The organism is Paenibacillus rhizoryzae (assembly GCF_059686995.1).
Genome location: NZ_JCAALT010000004.1, coordinates 629,212 through 648,754, shown reverse-complemented (window position 1 = coordinate 648,754; position 19,543 = coordinate 629,212). Strand labels below are relative to the sequence as shown.

The 19,543-nt window shown below is 50.6% G+C and carries 15 protein-coding genes; 10 read left to right on the top strand and 5 right to left on the bottom strand.

The annotated features are described in order from the left end of the window. The first annotated feature begins 75 nt into the window (after positions 1 to 75). A complete protein-coding gene (locus AC6ESO_RS15345) occupies positions 76 to 1,575 on the top strand; it encodes an IMP dehydrogenase (protein ID WP_497092091.1) in 1,500 nt (499 codons plus the stop codon). A 73-nt stretch (positions 1,576 to 1,648) separates the two neighbouring features. Here AC6ESO_RS15345 and AC6ESO_RS15340 read toward each other — a convergent pair whose 3' ends face one another. Next, the gene (locus AC6ESO_RS15340) at positions 1,649 to 2,002 is read right to left on the bottom strand and encodes an antibiotic biosynthesis monooxygenase family protein (protein WP_497092090.1); all 354 of its coding nucleotides are present in this window, start codon (positions 2,000 to 2,002) and stop codon (positions 1,649 to 1,651) included. A gap of 35 nt (positions 2,003 to 2,037) precedes the next feature. Next, entirely contained in the window at positions 2,038 to 2,646 is a 609-nt protein-coding gene (locus AC6ESO_RS15335) for a DUF2087 domain-containing protein (RefSeq protein WP_497092153.1), read from the bottom strand. Positions 2,647 to 3,456: 810 nt separating this feature from the next. On the opposite strand from AC6ESO_RS15335, the gene AC6ESO_RS15330 reads away from it, so the two are divergent. Then, positions 3,457 to 4,128 carry an MBL fold metallo-hydrolase gene (locus AC6ESO_RS15330; protein WP_497092089.1) on the top strand — a complete coding sequence of 224 codons (672 nt, stop codon included), beginning with the start codon at positions 3,457 to 3,459 and terminating at the stop codon, positions 4,126 to 4,128. Here AC6ESO_RS15330 and AC6ESO_RS15325 read toward each other — a convergent pair. The 3 genes from AC6ESO_RS15325 to AC6ESO_RS15315 form a co-directional block, all read right to left on the bottom strand. Further along, complete coding sequence (locus AC6ESO_RS15325; RefSeq protein ID WP_497092088.1) at positions 4,125 to 5,093, bottom strand: helix-turn-helix transcriptional regulator; 969 nt, start codon at positions 5,091 to 5,093, stop codon at positions 4,125 to 4,127. The two genes, AC6ESO_RS15330 and AC6ESO_RS15325, sit on opposite strands and share 4 nt — an antisense overlap. Before the next feature lie 16 nt (positions 5,094 to 5,109). After that, positions 5,110 to 5,976 carry an RluA family pseudouridine synthase gene (locus AC6ESO_RS15320; RefSeq protein WP_497092152.1) on the bottom strand — a complete coding sequence of 289 codons (867 nt, stop codon included), beginning with the start codon at positions 5,974 to 5,976 and terminating at the stop codon, positions 5,110 to 5,112. A 1,507-nt stretch (positions 5,977 to 7,483) separates the two neighbouring features. After that, positions 7,484 to 8,317: a phytanoyl-CoA dioxygenase family protein gene (locus AC6ESO_RS15315; RefSeq protein WP_497092087.1), complete on the bottom strand. Its 834-nt coding sequence runs from the start codon at positions 8,315 to 8,317 to the stop codon at positions 7,484 to 7,486. Positions 8,318 to 8,464: 147 nt separating this feature from the next. Between AC6ESO_RS15315 and AC6ESO_RS15310 the strand changes: the two genes are divergently transcribed. From AC6ESO_RS15310 to AC6ESO_RS15275, 8 genes are all read left to right on the top strand, one after another. Continuing rightward, positions 8,465 to 9,346, top strand: a complete 882-nt coding sequence (locus AC6ESO_RS15310) for a helix-turn-helix domain-containing protein (protein ID WP_497092086.1) — start codon at positions 8,465 to 8,467, stop codon at positions 9,344 to 9,346. 107 nt (positions 9,347 to 9,453) lie between these two features. Beyond that, positions 9,454 to 11,043: a stalk domain-containing protein gene (locus AC6ESO_RS15305; protein ID WP_497092085.1), complete on the top strand. Its 1,590-nt coding sequence runs from the start codon at positions 9,454 to 9,456 to the stop codon at positions 11,041 to 11,043. Between the two features lie 165 nt (positions 11,044 to 11,208). Further along, a complete protein-coding gene (locus tag AC6ESO_RS15300; RefSeq protein ID WP_497092084.1) occupies positions 11,209 to 13,014 on the top strand; it encodes a B12-binding domain-containing radical SAM protein in 1,806 nt (601 codons plus the stop codon). Between the two features lie 68 nt (positions 13,015 to 13,082). Further along, complete coding sequence (gene mgrA, locus AC6ESO_RS15295) at positions 13,083 to 14,075, top strand: L-glyceraldehyde 3-phosphate reductase (protein WP_497092083.1); 993 nt, start codon at positions 13,083 to 13,085, stop codon at positions 14,073 to 14,075. Between the two features lie 107 nt (positions 14,076 to 14,182). After that, complete coding sequence (locus AC6ESO_RS15290; RefSeq protein WP_497092082.1) at positions 14,183 to 15,379, top strand: MalY/PatB family protein; 1,197 nt, start codon at positions 14,183 to 14,185, stop codon at positions 15,377 to 15,379. 103 nt (positions 15,380 to 15,482) lie between these two features. Continuing rightward, on the top strand, positions 15,483 to 16,259 hold the full coding sequence (locus AC6ESO_RS15285) for a class I SAM-dependent methyltransferase (protein WP_497092081.1): 777 nt from the start codon (positions 15,483 to 15,485) through the stop codon (positions 16,257 to 16,259). Between the two features lie 86 nt (positions 16,260 to 16,345). Next, entirely contained in the window at positions 16,346 to 17,743 is a 1,398-nt protein-coding gene (locus AC6ESO_RS15280; protein WP_497092080.1) for a response regulator transcription factor, read from the top strand. Further along, on the top strand, positions 17,740 to 19,470 hold the full coding sequence (locus AC6ESO_RS15275) for a cache domain-containing sensor histidine kinase (protein WP_497092079.1): 1,731 nt from the start codon (positions 17,740 to 17,742) through the stop codon (positions 19,468 to 19,470). Before AC6ESO_RS15280 ends, AC6ESO_RS15275 begins: the two co-directional genes overlap by 4 nt. The last annotated feature ends 73 nt before the right edge of the window (positions 19,471 to 19,543 follow it).

Below are 19,543 nucleotides of genomic sequence, written 5' to 3'. Positions count from 1 at the left end.
TCCATTGCGCGATTTAAATCACTGTGATATGCTTGTAAGAATTTATCCGGAATTGGATTGCAGGAGGCGACATCTTTGGCTCATTATTACATGGAACCATCCCGCACCTTTAGCGAATTTCTGCTGGTGCCAAATTTGACAACGAAGGATTGCAACCCTTCAAACGTGAATCTCAAAACCCCGATCGTGAAGTTCAAGAAAGGCGAGAAGCCGGCATACACCTTGAATATTCCGTTCTCATCCGCTGTTATGCAGGCTGTCTCTGACGATCGTATGGCTGTTGCGCTCGCGCGCAGCGGAGGCATCTCGTTTATTTACGGCTCCCAGTCCGTGGAAGGACAAGCGGAGATGGTGCGCAGAGCGAAGAGCTACAAGGCGGGCTTCGTTGTCAGCCGCTCGAACCTGACGCCGGAGCACACACTGAAGGATGTGCTGGAGCTTAAAGAGCGTACGGGCCATTCCACCGTTGCGATTACAAGCGACGGTTCGCCGAAAGGCAAACTGGTTGGCATCGTAACCGGCCGTGACTATCGGATCAGCCGTGACCCGCAGTCCAAGGCGGTTAGTGAGTTTATGACGCCGTTCTCGAAGCTGATTTACGGCAAATCCGGGATTACACTTTCGGAAGCCAACGATCTCATTTGGGATCATAAGCTGAACTGTCTGCCTGTTGTAGACGAGCAGGGCAATTTGGATTATTTGGTTTTCCGTAAGGATTATGATGAGCACAAAGAAAATCCGTCCGAGCTGCTTGATGCGAACAAGAGCTATATCGTAGGTGCGGGTATCAATACGAAGGATTATACAGAACGTGTACCGGCACTTGTGGCTGCAGGCGTGGATGTACTCGTTATCGATTCCTCCGACGGCTACTCGGAATGGCAGAAGGAAACGATTGATTTCGTGAAATCGAACTCCGATGTGAAGATCGGCGCCGGCAACGTAGTCGACCGCGAAGGCTTCTTGTACCTCGTGGAAGCTGGAGCGGACTTTATTAAAGTCGGCATCGGCGGCGGTTCCATCTGCATTACGCGCGAACAGAAGGGTATTGGTCGCGGACAAGCTTCGGCGATGATCGAGGTTGCTGCGGCGCGCGATGAATATTTCGAGAAAACCGGCATCTACGTTCCGATTTGTTCCGACGGTGGTATCGTGCACGATTATCACATCACGCTGGCACTCGCTATGGGTGCGGACTTCGTCATGATGGGCCGTTATTTTGCCCGTTTCGATGAGAGCCCGACTCGCAAGCTGAAAGTAGGCAATAACTTTGTAAAAGAGTTCTGGGGCGAAGGCTCCAACCGTGCACGCAACTGGGAGCGTTACGATACCGGCGGCAAAGCGGGTCTGATGTTCGAAGAGGGCGTAGACTCATACGTTCCTTACGCGGGCAGCTTGCATGAGAACTTGAGCAAGACCATTCACAAAATCAAATCCACCATGTGCAACTGCGGCTCGCTTACAATCGCAGAGCTGCAGCAGAATGCGCGTATCACGCTGGTTTCGGCGACGAGCATCATTGAGGGCGGCGCGCATGACGTTATTTTGAAAGAGAACAGCATTGCCGGAGAATAATTAGAATAGGGCCGCTCGGATGGAATCTGCAACGATTCGCCGGGCGGCCCTTTTTCCGTAAGAAAGTTTAATTCTAGAAAAAATAATTACGCTCCACAAGGCTGATTCGTACGCTGTAGGAGGCATACCAGTCTGTTCTTCCTTTGTCCTGCGCAGTCAAATGGAGGGGGTTGGCCTTCCAATTCTTAATGGCATCGAGGGATTCCCAGTAGGATACGGTGATGCCCAGCCCATCGCTGTCGCGTGCGCTTTCTACGCCAAGGAAACCGGGCTGTTCGGCAGCCAGCGTGCTCATCTGCTCGGCCATATCGCCGTAGCCATTGTCACCGGGCGTCCGGTGTGAGGTGAAGATGACGGCGTAATAAGGGGGCTCCGGTGTTTTGGCGATGCCGGAGGGCTCGCGATGGCCGCTCGATTGATTGCTCATTGGTACGATTACCTCCCAAAATGGACTAGATAAAATTAGGATAACGTTTCCCAACGCTCCCACATTTCCTGCGGGTTCCGTTCATACACTTCCTGCTCGCGATACAAGTAAGCATGCATAATGAATTCGCGGCGAATGGTGGCAAAGTCGGGATGGAACTGTTTGATAAACTCGTTAAGCTCTTTCTCCGTGTAGCTTCTGCCTTCCTCTAACATTTGCGCCAAATGCTCCAGCACAATCCGTTTCTTCTTCAGTTGAGCGGGGATATGCTTTAGTTTACCATCCGCAGTGATGAAATTGCGCAGTACAGACTGCTTTAATCGTTCGTTCTTCTCGTCCATCGGTTCGATCTCCTTCGTTTCCTTCGTCGCAGACCGCGCAAGAATCGCTTGCAGCGAGCCTTCATATTTCCCCAGAAAATAATGATCCAGCGAGAAAAAAATCGCATTCTTGTCGCGGCGCTCGTGAATGAGGCTGACTGCCCGCAATTTGGCAGCATGATGTGTGATGGTTGCGGGAGATAAGCAAAGCTTCTCCGCAAGCAATTGTCCGGTCTTTTCGCCCTCCGCGAGCAAAATAAGCATACGGATCCGAGTGGGATCAGCGAGTGCTTTATGATAATTGACGATCTTATCAAGCTGCATCATGGCTGTGGCCTGCCTTTCGATTTATGTTAGATAATCATCTAATTAGAAGATAATCTAATTAGATGAACATGTCAATCCGGAATATGTAAAATAGGCATGGAGTGGATTCGGATATCGTTAAGAACGCAATATAATAGGGATTTCGCTTGTCTATGACAACCGAAATCCCTATCGATACGAACCATTCCTATTCAATTGGATACTGCACTCCATTCCGTATTCCAAACAACAACCGGCGCTCATTCAGTTTTCGCTGATCTTGCTCTTACTGTTGATGGATCATCATTCTTAAATTTCAAATTTTTATTTTGCAATTCAACCTGACCATTGACATGAATAACGACTTTGCTCACCGTTTCCCGCATGCCCCGAAAACAACTATACCGGATAACTCCTTTCCCGAATCATTGAGGGACATACTTCGCTAACCTTCTTCAATGGACTATCCCCTCTCACAGAAAGTGGAGATCTTCTCGACCAACCAGCTTTCTTCTCTACCCGAGCCTCTCGGCTTGGGGGCGAGCTGCTTGTTTGATCTGACCTTAGTGTACAGGCAATTCGCCTATTATGTAAATATTCAGAAAAATCAAAATAATGCCAATGCGGCGAGATATTTGCCTATTATCTCGTCTATCCTCAGGATTCTTTACAATTCCTCCATATATCGAAATTTGTCGTTTCTTGAGGGAGGCAGAAAATGTATTGACAGAAAGCTGGCCGGAGCATATATTATAACCAGTGGTTAGTAACCGTTGGTTATAATCGAATGAAGCTAGGAAGACACAGAGGAATAGGAGTGGTTTTCGTATGAAAATAGAGCAAATTTCTAAACATGTATGGTGTTTGCGGACCTGGATGATTATCCCCATCCGGGTGTGGGTAGTACGCGAGGAGGACGGCGTAACGCTGGTGGATGCAGGGATTCCGCTTATGACGAAGGGCATCATTTCTTTTATAGATCAATTACAGGCGGGTCCGCTGAAACGGATCGTGCTCACCCATGGTCATTCGGATCATGTTGGTGCAGTTACAGGTCTGCTGGTGCGGTATCCTGAAGCCGAGGTATATGCGCATGAGATTGAATTTCCGTACATGGAGGGGAGCAAACCTTATCCGGGGCGCAAGAAAGCAGGCCAGTCGGTAAAAGCCGGCCTAGCGAAGCCTCTGAAACAGGACGAAGCCGGACTTTCAAATATCGGCAGTTTGAGCGTCTATCATACGCCGGGTCATGCACCTGGGCATGTTGTGTATTTCCATGAGCAAGATGGTATGCTGCTGGCCGGAGATTTGTTTACCTCGAAGAAAGGCCGGCTGCGCAAGCCGATGGCGATGTTTACGGCGGATATGGAAGAAGCGGTTCGAAGCAGCGAAATCGTGCGAAAGCTGAAGCCGAAACGATTGGAGATTTGTCATGGGGGACCGGTGATGCAGCCCGCTGCACAGCTCGATGCGTACCAAGCTGCAAGCAGGGCGCATTAACGGGAATGGTGCTGAAGAAGCTGACCGGCTATTTCGACCAGGCGATCTTGCAGCTGTAACGGTTCCAGCACTTGTATGCGAGTTCCGAAGCTAAGCAGATGATAGGGGACGAAAGTTTGGAGCAAATGCTCCTCCATCATAAAATGGGCGGTATCGACGGAACGATTGACCAGCGCTTCGCTGAACAGCCACATTTCGCATAGTGCATTCAGCGCTTGCAGATTGCCTTTAATCACGATGGGGATGAGCTGATCTTCACCTTCGGGTTGCCGCTTTAAATTCCGGATTAGAAAAGAACGCGCCGAGAAGGCTTCCGGACGCTCGAATATAAGGTCCGATCCGTTTAGCGCTATGATGCGGTCCACACGGAAGCTGCGCGTGGATTGGCGGAGATGGCAGTGCGCGATGATGTACCATTTTCCTCTCCAATGCACGAGGCCATAGGGGTCGATGGAGCGTTCCTGCTCATCCAGGCCGTAGCCCTTCTGATAGACCATATGCTGCGTCGTGCAGCTCGCGACGGCTTGCTCCAGCTGTTGAAGGAAAGCCTCGATATTATTGGACTGAGGTGCGGAAGGATTTCCGACCTCAAACCCAACCATATGCCGTTCAATCTCGCTGCGCTGCGCCTCATTGGTGTAGCGTTTTAATTTGGTAACCGCTTGCTTCAGCACGGCACCGTACGGATAACCCGCTTCTTGAGCGAAGAGCGCGGCATGGATGAGCGCCTTTTGCTCCTCGAGATCGAAGAAGAGCGGCGATTCTTTAAAATGCTCAAGGAGGCTGTATCCGCCATTATGGCCGGAATCGGCCACTATCGGAACGCCGCTCGCACAGAGCGCATCGATGTACCGGTATACGGTTCGGATATGCATCTCGAGCGAGTCGGCCAGCTGCTTGGCGGTCATTCGTTTGTTTGCTTTGAGCAGCCACAGAATGGCCAGCATGTTGTCTGCTTTGGACACGGAGGGCTGCCTCCTTTTATTTAGGAATAAAGCCGTCCTTGAACGGATTCAAGAAAAGCTTCGGAATATCGGTTTCGAAGCGAACCAGCTTGCCGGTAGACGGATGCAAGAAAGCTAAGAGCCGCGCATGGAGACCAAGCCGAGGAATGGCCTTTGATTTGGAGCCATACTTCTTATCGCCGACAATCGGATGGCCGATGTCTTCCATATGGACGCGGATTTGATTTTTGCGGCCGGTTTCAAGCGATACCTCGAGCAGCGAATAGTTGCGGTTGCTCTGCAGCACTTTGTAATGCGTTACCGCATGCTGGGCGTCGGTTGGATTGGAGGTGGAGTACATTTTGAGCGTCTTGCTTTCTTTGAGATACGATGAAATGGTGCCTTCCTGCTTCTTGACTTGTCCTTCGACAAGCGCGATGTAAGTGCGTTCCTTCACCGTGTCCTGCCACGTGTTCTGAAGCTCTTGCTGTACGTGCTCGCTCTTAGCGAACATCATAACGCCGGAAGTGTCGCGGTCGAGGCGATGGACAACGAAGATCCGATTGCTTGGATCTGTTAGGCGAACATGCGCGGTTAGCTGGCGATAGGCGGTCAGCTCCGACTCTTGATCGGAGGCGATGGACAATAGTCCCGCTTCCTTCACAACCACGATGAGATCGTCATCCTCAAAAAGAATCGACAACCCAATCAGCGGAGGCGCTTCGACGATGCGCTCTTTGGTGACGGTCACGGTTTGCCCCGGCTTCAGCGCGAAGTTGAACACCTTCTGCGTCTTGCCGTCCACCGCGATTTGTCCGCGGCTCAGCATCGCTTTGATGGCGTTGCGCCCTTCGCCTTTCACGGTTTGAAGCAAGAACGCCAGCAGCTCGGCGCTTTCTTGCACGGGGTAGCTGCGGCTCGGCGCCGTTGCAGCTTGGCGCGGCGCTGCCGCTGCTCTGGCGGCGCCGGCGTTGCCGGGTGCTCCTGGGGCGGCTTTGCCGTGCTTGTTGCCGGCAAAGCTGGGCTTGCCGCCGCGGGAGCCGGAAGCGCCGCGCGAATCGGCGCTGGAGCTGGCGAAGCCGGGCTTTCCGCGGGAGGCGGAAGCACTGCGCGAATCGGCGCTGGAGCTGGTAAAGCCGGGCTTTCCGCGCGAAGCGCCGCGGGAATCGGTGCTGGAGCTGGCGAAGCCGGGCTTTTCGCGGGAGGCGGAAGCACTGCGCGAATCGCGGGAAGCTCCCGATCCGGACTTATCGAATGCCGCAGACTGCCTGTTCCCGGCATTCGATTTTTGTTTAGGTGATCTTGATTGTTGCTTATTATCCATTCATAAACGCTCCTAGTACGAATTGTATATTCATTTTACTATACCGAAAGAAGCGCAGTCATACAAATAAGACATTGAGCGCTCGGACGATTCTTGTGCGAAGTGTCGTCTAGGATTCTCCAATCGGTAGCTGATAGGAGTGGGGAGGCGCGGGATGCTTAGGTTTACTTTCGGAACGTTGTAAGCGGATATACCGCTTACAGCATCAAAACGGGGTCGAAGTGGAGCACATAAGCGGCTATACCGCTAAAGATGCTGCACAACCGCCGAAACTAAAGTGAATTTGCCGTTCTGGAGGGCTGTAAGCGGATATACCGCTTACAGCATCAAACGGGTCAAAGTGGAGCACATAAGCGGCTATACCGCTCTCGGTGGGTGTGTCATGGTAGTAACTAGAGAAAAGCAAGACTCTCAGTACGCGAACGCCCCCAAACTAACCATAGCCCGAGTCTGAGAGTGGGGAAATCGGACTCTCAGCGGCAAAACAGCAGAAAAACGAAGTTGAGAGTCGGAAAAACCGACTCTCAGCACACGAAACAGCCCTGGATCAGCCATGGCGGGAGGCGAGAGTTTAAAAATGGAACGCTCAGCGACGAACTAGCCGAAAAACGCAGCTGAGAGTACCAAAATCGCATTCTCAGCACACGAAACAGCTCCGGATCAGCCATGGCGGGAGGTGAGCGTTCCAAAATGGAACGCTCAGCGACGAACTAGCCGAAAAACGCAGCTGAGAGTACCAAAATCGCATTCTCAGCACACGAAACAGCTCCGGATCAGCCATGGCGGGAGGTGAGAGTTCCAAAATGGAACGCTCAGCGGCGAACTAGCCGAAAAAACAGCTGAGAGTACCAAAATCGCACTCTCAGCACGAAACAGCCCCGGTTCAGCCACGGTAGGAGGCGAAAGTTCGAAAATGGAACTATCAGCGGCGAACCAGCCGGAAACCCTTGCGAAAAGAAAACCCTTTCCGCCGCCCCAGCCGCTCCAACAACCTTCCCGCCCCCAGCGACTTCAACGCCGCCCCAACCCCCAAGCCGCCGCAGGCGGAACAAAAAAGCCGAGCAACAAAGCGCGCTCGGCTCCAATCTTAAACCTGTACCCCTTGCCTCCGGTACACCTCCGGAAAATGCTCACCGACCAGCAGCTCGCCCGGCTGGACGTTCACATAGGAGAGCATGACATGCTCTCCGATGGGCTCGTAGCGGGTGTGGCCCGGCATATAATGAACCGCGATGGCGCGGCGTTTCATGTCGGAGCGATTATGCGGGCTGCCGTGCCAGGTCAGGCAGTGGTGGTAGCCCACTTGGCCTTTCTTGATTTCGAACGGCACCGCTTCGACGACGGCATTGTTCGGCAGCATCTCCGGACGCTTGTGGAACGGCTTGAACTCCTTCGTGCTGGAGAGGTAACGCTGGTGGTTGCCCCATTTGTGGCTGCCCGGCACCATCCACATGCAGCCGTTCTCGATGACGGCATCATCAAGCGCGACCCAAGCGCTCACAAGATCAGCTGGCTGGATGATCGGCCACAGCGGATGATCTTGATGCCACGCAGTCGGTCCGCCGGTAACCGGAGGCTTATACTGAATCTGATCATGCCAGATCCGCAGCGAATCCGTATGCGACAGCTGCGCAACCTCCTCGCAGATGACCGGATGAGCGGCGTGCTGCAGGAACCGATCGCTCGCGAGCCAAATATTTACGATTTGGACGACTTTCTCGCTCGCGATCATTTTCATATTGTCGTAAGGGGAGTCCGATGAAAGCATGTTGTGGTTCAGAACCGGCTTGGTCACCGTTTCGCCATTCATGACTTTATCCAATTCTTCGCGCAGCGCCTCAACCTCCGAATCGCTGAGCACGACGTCGCCTTTCAGAAACCCGTTGTTTTCAAATTCCGTGATTTGTGCTTGACTTAACATAGAATGATTCCTCCCTGACCCCTAATTGGTTTGGCTTTCCTTAACTGCTATGTGCTAAGCATAAGACAATTTGAAAGCGGTGTATTTACACATACGCAACAGGGCTTTGCACTTTTCAAATATTGTGATGAAGGAGTCGATCCCCACATGTCGCTGCCACATCCCGATTATGTTATTGGCGCGATCGAAGATCTGCTGCCTACCGTTAATTTCGCAAGCCATGCCCTAGCAGAGCCGCAGATGGTGTTTGGACCCCGAATCATCCCGGATTATCAGCTGTTCTATATCCTCTCGGGAGAAGCTGAGGTGCTGATCGGATCAGAACGCTGCGTGCTCGGACCGGGAGACAGTGCGCTGTACGGCCCCCATTGTCCGCATAAATTGACGATATCCAGCGAGGTCGTCTTTATCGGCATCCATTTTACCTATCGCGGCGCTTCGCTTGAGCCCGTGCATCCGGCCTTCACGATTGAGAGCTGCAGCGAAGAGACGCTTTTGTCCAGTAGACGAAGCAGCTACAAACTCGAAATTACAGGTCAAGAGCAGCTGGAGCTGCCGCCTTTTTTCACCATTCCAGGACTCGAACCGATAATGATGCGGATTGTAAAAGAGTACTTAAACGAGCAGCCCGGCTATACGATCGTGATGCGTGCTCTGATGACAGAGCTGCTGTCAGTTATCGTGCGAAACCAGCTGACCAAACGTCCCAAATCGCAGGAGCAGCGCAAGATCGACCCGGCTCTGCATGCCATGAACAAGGAACCGGAGAAGAACTGGAGCGTCGCGGAGCTAGCATCATTGTGCGGCTATCATGTCATCTACTTCTCCTCGTTGTTTCGCAAATGCACCGGTGAGAGTCCGAAGCAGTATCTCATCTCCGAACGAATTCGCAAAGCCAAGTACTATTTGCTAAGCGGGGAGAAAATGGAGGTCATTGCGGAGCGGCTGGGCTATGCGAGCGTTCATTATTTTTCGCGGAATTTCAAAGAAGAGACGGGGCTTACGCCGACGGAATTCAAGCAGCAATAGCACTATGTTTTTCTAGTATCTAGCAAATGGCATTTGATAGACAAAATAGAGGGTGGATGATACGATAGTTTGATGTAAGATTTAGGGATTATTGGAGGAAACAGCGCGTGAGTCTGACTATGAAATTGAAGCAAAAATGGCTCTTATCCGTCTTATCTGCAGGTCTTGTACTGGCACCGTTTTCCATGAACATGAACACGGCGGAAGCCGCAACAGCAGGCTCATCAGCAAGCGCAGCAACAGCCCCGGCAGCCTATGCCGGAGCCGCTAATAAACCGACCAACCAGACTACTTCTGTCCTCGTAGACGGCAAGAAGCTGGCGATAAGCCCCGCGCCGCTAACGCAGAAAGGAACGACTTTCGTTCCCATGCGAATAATCTTTACGGCGCTGAAGGCGAGTGTAACCTGGGAACCGAAGAGCAAGACAATTATTGCTGTTAAGGGGCGTACAACGGTATCCCTGCAGCTTGGCAATAAGAAAGCGGTCAAGAATGGCAAAACCATTCTGCTGTCACAAGCACCGCAGCAGTTGAATGGGGCGACCATGGTGCCGCTTCGTTTCATCGCAGAGGCGCTTGGAGCCGATGTGCAGTTTAACCAAGCGAAGCATGTGATTCAGATCACGTCCGCTGAGGCCAACGAGCAGAAGAAGCAGGATGCGCTTGATCAAGCAGCGCAAGAGAAGCACCCTGTTCTCATGACAACCAAACAAATCGTCGCGAAGAACGATGATAAAGTCGTGATGATCATGACGGACGCTGCGCAAGGCAGCGGTGTTGTCATTGGGAAAGACGAGATATTGACCAACTATCACGTTATTGCGGATGCGACCAAAGCAAGCGCGCTGCTACTAAATGGCACAGAGATTGAGATTCAAGGCGTAGTCGGCTATAACGAGGATTACGATTTGGCTATCATTAAGACGAAGACGGCGCTTCATGTTGATCCCGTTGAAATCGGTGTCGGCGCAGCCAAAGGCGATCATGTCGTAGCGATCGGCAGTCCATTAGGCCTGCAAAATACGATTTCCGACGGTGTAATCAGCAACATTACCTTTGATGGCGCACAGTATTACCAGATCAGCGTGCCGATCGACCACGGAAGCTCGGGCGGCGGTTTGTTTAATGATTACGGCGAACTGATCGGGATTACGGCTGCCGGTATTGATACCACGCAGGCTGATTTGAATTTTGCCGTATCCTCTATGAATATCTTAATGCTGAAATACGATTTGGAAGAAACGCCGCCGACGAAGATCGAATTTCTGCCTCCAACGCTTCCGAAAACACTGGTAGGCGAATCCACGGATACGATTAAGAAGCTGATTAAGGATCAGTTCGCGGAGCTGAATACAACAGGCGGTACAACGGAACTTGGGCAAATCGAAGTGAACCGGGATGCGCAAGGATGGCTCGTCGTGAGTGCGGTGATCGATCCGGCGATCTACATGCAGTACGGTCATGCGTCCAATGATGATATGCGCACGTGGGCGCTCAACACCGGCTATGAACTGCGTCGTATGCTACCGGACGATACAATCCAGCTGATCGTGTATTACGATCAAGAGTTTAGCTTCGAGCCGCGCGGCTTCGCGCCGGAAGAAGTAACTGCGCTTGGAAACGGCAAATGGCGCGTGAAATTCCCAGTGATTTCGTATCAAGGCAAAGATAAAGTAATCGTAAGCGTCCGCGCATAGCGGATCGATCTTAACGACAAGGAGCAGTCCGGTTGAGCCAGGCAGGATGCGTATGCAGCCGCCGCGCTTCATGGGCTGCTCTTCTTTTTTAGGTTGATTTTCGTTACAATGGGATAGTTAGGCTAGTCCAGGTTCACATTCAAGCAAATGAAGGAATGACGTGCAATGAAAGTAGTACTTTCCACTTTAAACGCGAAATATATACACACCTCGCTCGCGCTGCGCTGTTTGAAGGCATACGCGGAGAAGGATTTTGATATTGATATCGCGGAGTTCACGATTAAGGACCCTGCGATGAATATCGTCGCCGACTTATTCGCCCGCAACCCGGATGTTGTGGGCTTCTCCTGCTATATTTGGAATATTGAAGAGACCATTACAGTGATCGATATGCTGCGGAAAATCAAACCTGAGATCCGCATCGTCCTTGGCGGTCCCGAAGTGAGCTATGACACTGCATTCTGGCTCGAGCGTCTGCCTCAGGTCGATTATATCGTCGTTGGAGAAGGCGAAGAAACGTTCCATCATCTGCTCACGGAGCTGGCGGATACGCGCAAATTCCATCTGGTATTTGGCCTTGCCTATCGCAAGGAGCACCAAGACGGACGAATGGAGATTATCGTGAATCCGCCTCGTCCGAAGCTTGATTTGGCGACACTGCCTTCGCCGCATCGTTTCGAGGAAGATGTGCCGCGGCTGGCAAGCCGTGTCGTCTATTTCGAGACAAGCCGGGGCTGTCCGTTCAGCTGTCAATTCTGCTTGTCGAGCATCGAGGTCGGCGTCCGTTATTTCGATATGGAGCGAACCAAATCGGATCTGCTCTACCTGATTCATGCCGGCGCAAAGCTGATTAAATTCGTTGACCGTACCTTTAATATTAAACGCGATTATGCGCTGGAGATTTTCCGGTTTCTCATCGAGAATCACGGCGGCTGCGTATTCCAGTTTGAAATCACGGCGGATATTATGCGTCCGGAAGTGCTGGATTACTTGGCTGAGCACGCGCCGCCGGGCATCTTCCGCTTCGAGATCGGCGTGCAATCGACCAATGATCTGACGAACGAAGCGGTGCAGCGCCGTCAGAATTTCATGAAGCTGACGCGGACGGTCATGAAGGTCAAGGAAAGCGGCAAAATCGATCAGCATCTCGATTTGATCGCCGGACTTCCGCATGAGAACTACGATTCGTTCCGCAAGACGTTCAACGACGTGTTTGAGCTGCGTCCCGAGGAGCTGCAGCTTGGCTTCCTGAAGATGCTGCGCGGCACCGGCATGCGGCTTGACGCGGAGAAGCACGGCTATATCTATATGGACCGTGCGCCATACGAAATTCTCGGCAATGACATCATGCCGTTCTCGGACATCGTACGAATCAAACGCGTAGAGGACGTGCTCGAGAAGTATTGGAACGCGCATCGGATGGATCATACGCTGCTTTATTTGGTGGAGCGGGCTTTCCCGTCGGCCTTCGACTTCTTCCAGCAATTCGGCGATTATTGGGAAGGCCGCGGCTGGCAGAAGATCGGTCACCAGCTGGAGGATCTATTCTCACGGCTGTGGTCGTTTCTTACGGAAGCCCATGCGAAGGACGAAGCCGCTGCATGGCAGCTAGATGTCGCGCTTGGCCTCATGAAGCTGGATTACTTCTTGAATCACAACTACAAGCCGCGCAAGGTGTGGTGGGATTTCAGCATGGAGAAGGCAGAGTGGAGCGGCTGGATGCAGCGGCTTGCTGAGCGTCCTGCGGACGTATCGGAAGCTTTTGCCGCGATGGGGCTTGGCGAGAAGGAGCTTCAGAAGCATGCTGTCATTGAGAGACTGCCATTCCAACTAAAGCGGTACTTGGAGGAAGGCGTCGTTTCGATGGAAGAAGAGACGCTGCTCGTCGTCATCTACAGCGGAGGCGGCAAGGGCGATTCCCGGTCACCTGAATTCTTTACCCAATCGCTGGTTCCTTCCGGCTTAACTTGAGCCGGTCTGGTATATGGTGTAAACTCTAAGAGGTTTTATATAATCCGGACTACTAAGGAGCAATGAACATGGTATATGCAGCTAATCAAGAGCGTTATGCAACGATGAAGTACAACCGTTGCGGACGTACAGGCCTTAAACTGCCTGCGATCTCGTTAGGGCTTTGGCATAATTTCGGCGGCGTGGACAAGTATGAGAACGGCCGCGCGATGCTTCACCGTGCTTTCGATTTGGGCATTACGCATTTTGACTTGGCGAACAACTACGGTCCTCCGGCAGGATCTGCAGAAGAAATGTTCGGCCAAATCATGCGCTCGGACTTTAAACCGTACCGCGACGAATTGATCATCTCCTCCAAAGCCGGTTATTATATGTGGCCTGGCCCGTACGGCGAGTGGGGCTCCCGCAAGTATCTGATTGCAAGCTTGGAGCAAAGCTTGAAACGGATGAACCTGGAGTATGTCGATATTTTCTACTCTCACCGTCCGGATCCGGAAACGCCGCTTGAAGAAACAATGGGCGCGCTGGATCACATGGTACGCTCCGGCAAAGCGCTTTATGTCGGCATCTCCAGCTACAGTGCAGAGCAAACGGTGCAAGCCATTGCGATCATGAAGCAGCTGGGCACGCCGCTTGTCATTCATCAGCCGAGCTACAACATGTTCGACCGCTGGGTGGAGAACGGTTTGCAGGACGTGCTGGAAGAGAACGGCGTCGGCAGCATCGCGTTCTGCCCACTGGCGCAAGGATTGCTGACGAACAAATATTTGAACGGGATCCCAAGCGATTCGCGTGCGGCAAGCGCAACAGGCTTCCTGAGCGAAAGCGCAGTGTCGCCGGAGCGTATTGCCCAGCTGCAGAAGCTGAATGCCATTGCAGCAGAGCGCGGACAATCGCTGGCTCAAATGTCGCTGGCATGGGTACTTCGCGGTGGACGCGTCACTTCGGCACTGATCGGCGCAAGCCGCGTCAGCCAAATCGAAGACAACGTTGCCGCGCTGAACAATCTCTCGTTTACGAGCGAAGAGCTGGCTAGCATCGAAGATATTTTGCGCAAATAGTACCGAAGCCTTGGAGGAATCCCTCCAAGGCTTTTTTTTTTTGACAGTTTCAGAGGAGTGCCAATATAATGATTAATAATTCTGAGTACTCTACTAGAGGTGGACATATGAAATATAATTTTGATCAAATCATTGATCGCCGCAACAGTGCCAGCTTAAAGTGGGACGAGCTCGAGAACTTCTTTGGCATGAAGGATGCCATACCCATGTGGGTGGCGGATATGGATTTTGCCTCACCGCCGGAAGTCGTGGATGCATTGAAGAAACGCGCCGAGCATGGCGTCTTCGGTTATAGTGTTCGGCCGGAATCTTATTTCGATGCGATCGTGGAATGGCTGAAGAACAGACATCGCTGGACGATCGATAGGGAATGGATAGCGAACAGCCCCGGTGTCGTTCCCTCGTTATCTGTCATCGTAAACACATTTACGAATCCGGGAGATAAGATCGTGGTGCAATCGCCCGTCTATCATAATTTCTTCCGTCTTATTCAAGCTCAGGGACGTGAAATTGTCGATAACCCTCTCATGCTGGACAACGGACGCTATACGATGGATTTGGATGATTTGGAATCGAAGCTCGACCCGAGCGTGAAGATGATCATACAATGCAGCCCTCATAACCCGGTAGGAAGAGTTTGGAGTCAAGAAGAGCTGGCTCGGCTGGGACAGCTTTGCCTCAAGCATAACATTCTCGTAGTTGCTGACGAGATTCATTCCGATTTGGTCTTCAACAAGCATACGCATATCTCATTTGCTTCGATATCGGATGCTTTTGCACAACAATCCATCACCTGTATTGCACCGAGCAAAACCTTCAATTTATTAGGTCTGCATACGTCGAGCCTGATTATTCCTAACCCGCAATTACGAGATTCGTTGAACAAAGCTATGGACGATTTATCTATAAACTCCCCTAATACGTTTGGCGTTACTGCATTAGAGAGCGCTTACCGGCATGGCGGAGATTGGCTGGATCAGTTGATCCTTTATTTACAAGAGAACGTGCAGCTGGTAAAGAGCTATATGGAGGAGCGGATCCCGCAAATCAAAGTCATTGAACCGGAGGGCACTTATTTGGTATGGCTGGACTGCCGAGAATGGGGGCTGTCTCGAGAGGAACTGGATCATCTCTTTATTCAGAATGCGAGGGTTGCCGTGAATCAGGGCTATTCCTTCGGAGCGAACGGCGAAGGGTTCATGCGCATGAACATAGCCTGTCCACGTTCGGTTCTGCTGCAAGCGCTGGATCAAATCGAAGCCGCCGTGAACTCGCTGCATTTGATTGCAGTAGATAGCTTTTGATCTATATCATATAACCTTTTATGTAGTATACATGATTACACTTTATCACTATAATTAGGTCCAACTCATTGAAAACGACGAATACCGATAGGCGGTGTGCATATTGGAAGATTCTGTTTTAGAATTTTATGATGACCTGGCTGAAGCGTATCACCTCATTTTCGTGGATTGGAATCAGGCTATTGCCAGACAGGGTGAGGTTTTAAGCAAAATCATTCATGCAAAGATGGCAGTTCCGGACAAAGCGGGGCTCTCGCTTCTTGACTGCTCCTGCGGGATCGGCACGCAAGCCATTGGGCTTGCTAATCATGGATTTCAAGTATCGGGCACTGATTTAAGCTCGGTTTCGATAGAAAGAGCAACAAAAGAGGCAGCAGCTTGCGGAGTTGAAATCAACTTTGGAGTCGCTGATTTTCGTTCGTTGGCACAAGAGGTTTCAGGTACGTTTGATGTCGTTCTTTCCGCAGACAATGCAGTCCCGCACCTCCTGACGGATGAAGATTTATATCTCGCTCTAAGCAATATGTACGCGAAAGTTAATGATGACGGTGTTCTTCTGATTACAATCCGGGATTACGATGAGCTGGCGCGAGAAAAGCCCAGAGCTACAGAGCCGCGTATTTTCGACCAGGGAAAGCGTATTGTTTTTCAAGTTTGGGATTGGGCGGAAGATGCGACAACCTATCTGACGAACCAGTTTATCCTGCAAGAAATCAATGGAAATTGGATAACGAAACATTATAAAACCAGGTACAGAGCTTTATTGCGTGAAGAATTAACGACGATGTTGATGAAAGCGGGATTCTCGGAAATCGAGTGGTTGATGCCAACCGAATCCGGGTATTATCAGCCTTTAGTAACTGCGCGAAAAATAAAGTAACAGCTTAAGGTGTACTTAGGGAGTTCAAAAAGCCGCCTGCTCTTAAGGCGGCTTTTCTATAGATACCGGCAAAAGGGGGGATTTTAATGATTACAGCACTCGTCGTAGACGATGAGAAACTGGCCAGGAAAGGCTTTATATCGATCGTACCCTGGGAGCAATTCGAGATCGAAATCATTGGTGAGGCGGTCAATGGAAAATTAGCGCTCGAGTTTATGCATCAGCATCAGGTTGACCTTATTTTTATAGATTTGACTATGCCGGTTATGAATGGCATTGAGCTTATGAAAGCCATTCGGGAGCAATTTCACCAGACCAGAATGGTTGTGCTTACTTGCCATCAGGACTTTGACTACATTCAAGAGGCGCTGCGCTTGGGCGCATTGGATTATATCGTAAAGACGCAGCTCGATACAGAGAAGATCGAAGAAATCATCGGCCGGATCTTAGACCGTATTGAACACGAAAGCGCAGGCTCGTATCGAAAGGAGAAACCGGTTGGCCAGCATTTCGGACTGTTGGTTGACATGGCTGCTGCCGGCACATCGCATCAAACTGCATTCCCCGCCGAGATATACAGATCCGAGCATGTCCTTGATCTAAGCAGCGGCATGTGGCTGTTCCGCAAGGAGCATCAAGAAATCGACAGCGACACCCGGCAATTTATAACCCGTCATGAGAACTGGCTATGGGTGGATATTGAAGGCGCAAATCAAGAATCGGTTCATGCGATCAGCAAAGCAGTCCAGTCTGAAACATCCCAGCAAATCTATTATGACTTTCAGCCTGGTCAGAAATTCGGTTTCATTTCCTTGAACATGCCGGCTTCGGATGAGACGAAACGCTCGAATGACTGGGACAAGCTGTATAGCCATTGGAGAGAGATGAACTGGGTTTATGAGGATGAAGCGTTCCAAGCAATTCTCTTAGCAATCGCCGATTTAAGACCTAATCGCGATACGATCATGAAGCTGATCGATGAGCAACTTGCTCTTTGGTTCACCGTATTAAGCGAGGATGGATTTGGAGACATTCTGGCAGATAAAGATACGCTTTACTTCTGGCATCAGACCTCGGCGTGGCTCGCAGCTTTACGAGAAGCTTTGCGCTATAAAACGGGAGCGTTTCCTTACTCTACAGATATAATCATCCTTGTTATGAAGGCCATTCGCCTTATCCATGAAAGCAGCGACTATGATTTTAATCGCGATGAATTGGCGGCAAAGTTCTTAATGAGCGGCAGCTATTTCAGCCGGTGCTTTAAAGATATCGTAGGGAAGCCTTATAGCGAGTACACCAAACATTTGCGTTTGGAGAAGGCAGTTGTCTTGATCGAGTCAACGCTGCTGCCGATCTACACCATTGCCGAAAAAACGGGCTTTCAGGATGAAAAGTATTTTAGCCGCGTCTTCTTCAAACAATTCGGGAGAAATCCGCTGGATCATCGAAAACAGTTCGGGATGAAAAGCGGGAGGACATTGTGAACGCACCTATACCCAAACAACGGAGAGCACGATCGCTCAAAAATAAACTCATTCTCATTCTGCTGCTCAGCGCATTCATTCCGTTAGCTCTATTAGGATGGGTCTCGTATCTATCCATCGAGGAAATTACGAGTAAGAAAATTGAAAGCGGTTTATTCAACTCGCTCAACCAGGGCAGCTACAACTTGAACAGTACGCTGAACAATATGGATTACGCTTCGCTGCAGCTCACCAATGAAGGCAACGTCGGTCAGAAATTGACGGATTATTTGACGACGGAGAGCATTTATCAGCAAATGGAGCTGAGTCAAGATATCCAGCAGAACTTGAACCTGGTTAACTTTACGAACCCCAATCTCGGCGTTATGTTTTATTATTTTCCGAAGAATAAAGAAGTGAAGTTTGAGAATCTGGTCGTCGACCGCAATTTCAGCTTCGATAAGCTGCCTCGTCTGGCAACCGGGAAAGCCGTGACCTTCTACGGTCCGCATGAGACGCTGTATCGTTACGGAAAGAAGAAGATTGTATTTTCATTGGTTAGGCCCGTGTATTTAACGGGAGAAAACCAAGTGTATTTGTACGTGGAAGCGAATAATAAATTGTTCGAACAAATCATGGACAAGCAGCAATATGGCATGAAGGCTTCGAATGTACTGATCAATGATCAAGGCAGCATCGTTTACAGCGATTTTCCGGAGAAATATCAGGTTGGGCAACCGTTTGCGACCTCCGGCACAGGCGGCACGTTTAAAGAGAAGCAAGGGGACTACTATATCTTCGGTCAACCTAATGAGCAAGGATGGACGCTGATGGTCGTCATTGCGAAACAAGATTTCGAGAAAGAGTTCCATAAATGGCTGGTCAAATATATATTAATTGGTTCCGGCAGCCTATTCGTCAGTCTATTGTCTGCTTATGCGCTTTGGCGAACGGTTTATCGTCCCTTAAAGAAAGTCGGCCATGACATTCAACTGCTCGCAAGCAGCAAATTCGATTCTCCGGTTAGCTACACCAACATTAAAGAGTTTGATATTGTCATGCAAAAATCCTATCAGATGAGAACCCGGATTCAGGATCTGATCGGCGATATCGAGCTGAGAGAAACGAACAAGCGGCAATTAGAGGTGGAGAAGCTGCTGTATCAAATCAACCCGCACTTTATTCACAATACCTTAAATACGATCCAATGGCTTGCCCGGATGAAGGGCCAAACGGAGATCGACCAGTTTGTATCGGTCTTTACCCGCATTCTTCACTATAACCTTGGAAAAAAAGGAGAAATCGTGCCGCTCCGGGATGAATTGGCAGCCATACAAGACTATATCGCGCTGCAGCGTGTCAGGTACGATTGCGAGTTCCAGGTCGTTACCGACATTGATGAGGGGCTGCTCGATACGGACGTTCCCCGCTTCATTCTGCAGCCAATCGTTGAGAATGCGCTCTATCACGGCCTAAGCGACGAGAATGGAAAAATAACGCTCGACATTCATAAAGTCAGCGATCATTACTTGATCATCGAAGTCATCGATAACGGCGAAGGGATGACAGCGGAGGAGATCGCCAAAGTCATGCTGGAAGAGAAAAATCCGCTGCGGGACTCCGGTCTTGGCATCGGACTCGATTATGTCAAGAGAGTCATCCAAGCCCATTACGGCGATGACTGCTTATTCTCCATAGACAGCCGGATCGGGCAAGGAACGACGGTAACGCTGAAGATCCCTTTTTAGCGCATTGGGAGCAAGAATGGTGCGAAAATGGTTACTGCAGGTGAGAAAATGAGCTTATTAGCGATGATCGTCA

What these genes read in the sequence shown, in the direction of transcription:
- AC6ESO_RS15340 (WP_497092090.1), bottom strand. Translation starts at nt 2,002, where the DNA reads ATGAGCAATCAATCGAGCGGCCATCGCGAGCCCTCCGGCATCGCCAAA.
- AC6ESO_RS15335 (WP_497092153.1), bottom strand. Translation starts at nt 2,646, where the DNA reads ATGCAGCTTGATAAGATCGTCAATTATCATAAAGCACTCGCTGATCCC.
- AC6ESO_RS15330 (WP_497092089.1), top strand. Translation starts at nt 3,457, where the DNA reads ATGAAAATAGAGCAAATTTCTAAACATGTATGGTGTTTGCGGACCTGG.
- AC6ESO_RS15315 (WP_497092087.1), bottom strand. Translation starts at nt 8,317, where the DNA reads ATGTTAAGTCAAGCACAAATCACGGAATTTGAAAACAACGGGTTTCTG.
- AC6ESO_RS15310 (WP_497092086.1), top strand. Translation starts at nt 8,465, where the DNA reads ATGTCGCTGCCACATCCCGATTATGTTATTGGCGCGATCGAAGATCTG.
- AC6ESO_RS15300 (WP_497092084.1), top strand. Translation starts at nt 11,209, where the DNA reads ATGAAAGTAGTACTTTCCACTTTAAACGCGAAATATATACACACCTCG.
- mgrA (WP_497092083.1), top strand. Translation starts at nt 13,083, where the DNA reads ATGGTATATGCAGCTAATCAAGAGCGTTATGCAACGATGAAGTACAAC.
- AC6ESO_RS15290 (WP_497092082.1), top strand. Translation starts at nt 14,183, where the DNA reads ATGAAATATAATTTTGATCAAATCATTGATCGCCGCAACAGTGCCAGC.
- AC6ESO_RS15280 (WP_497092080.1), top strand. Translation starts at nt 16,346, where the DNA reads ATGATTACAGCACTCGTCGTAGACGATGAGAAACTGGCCAGGAAAGGC.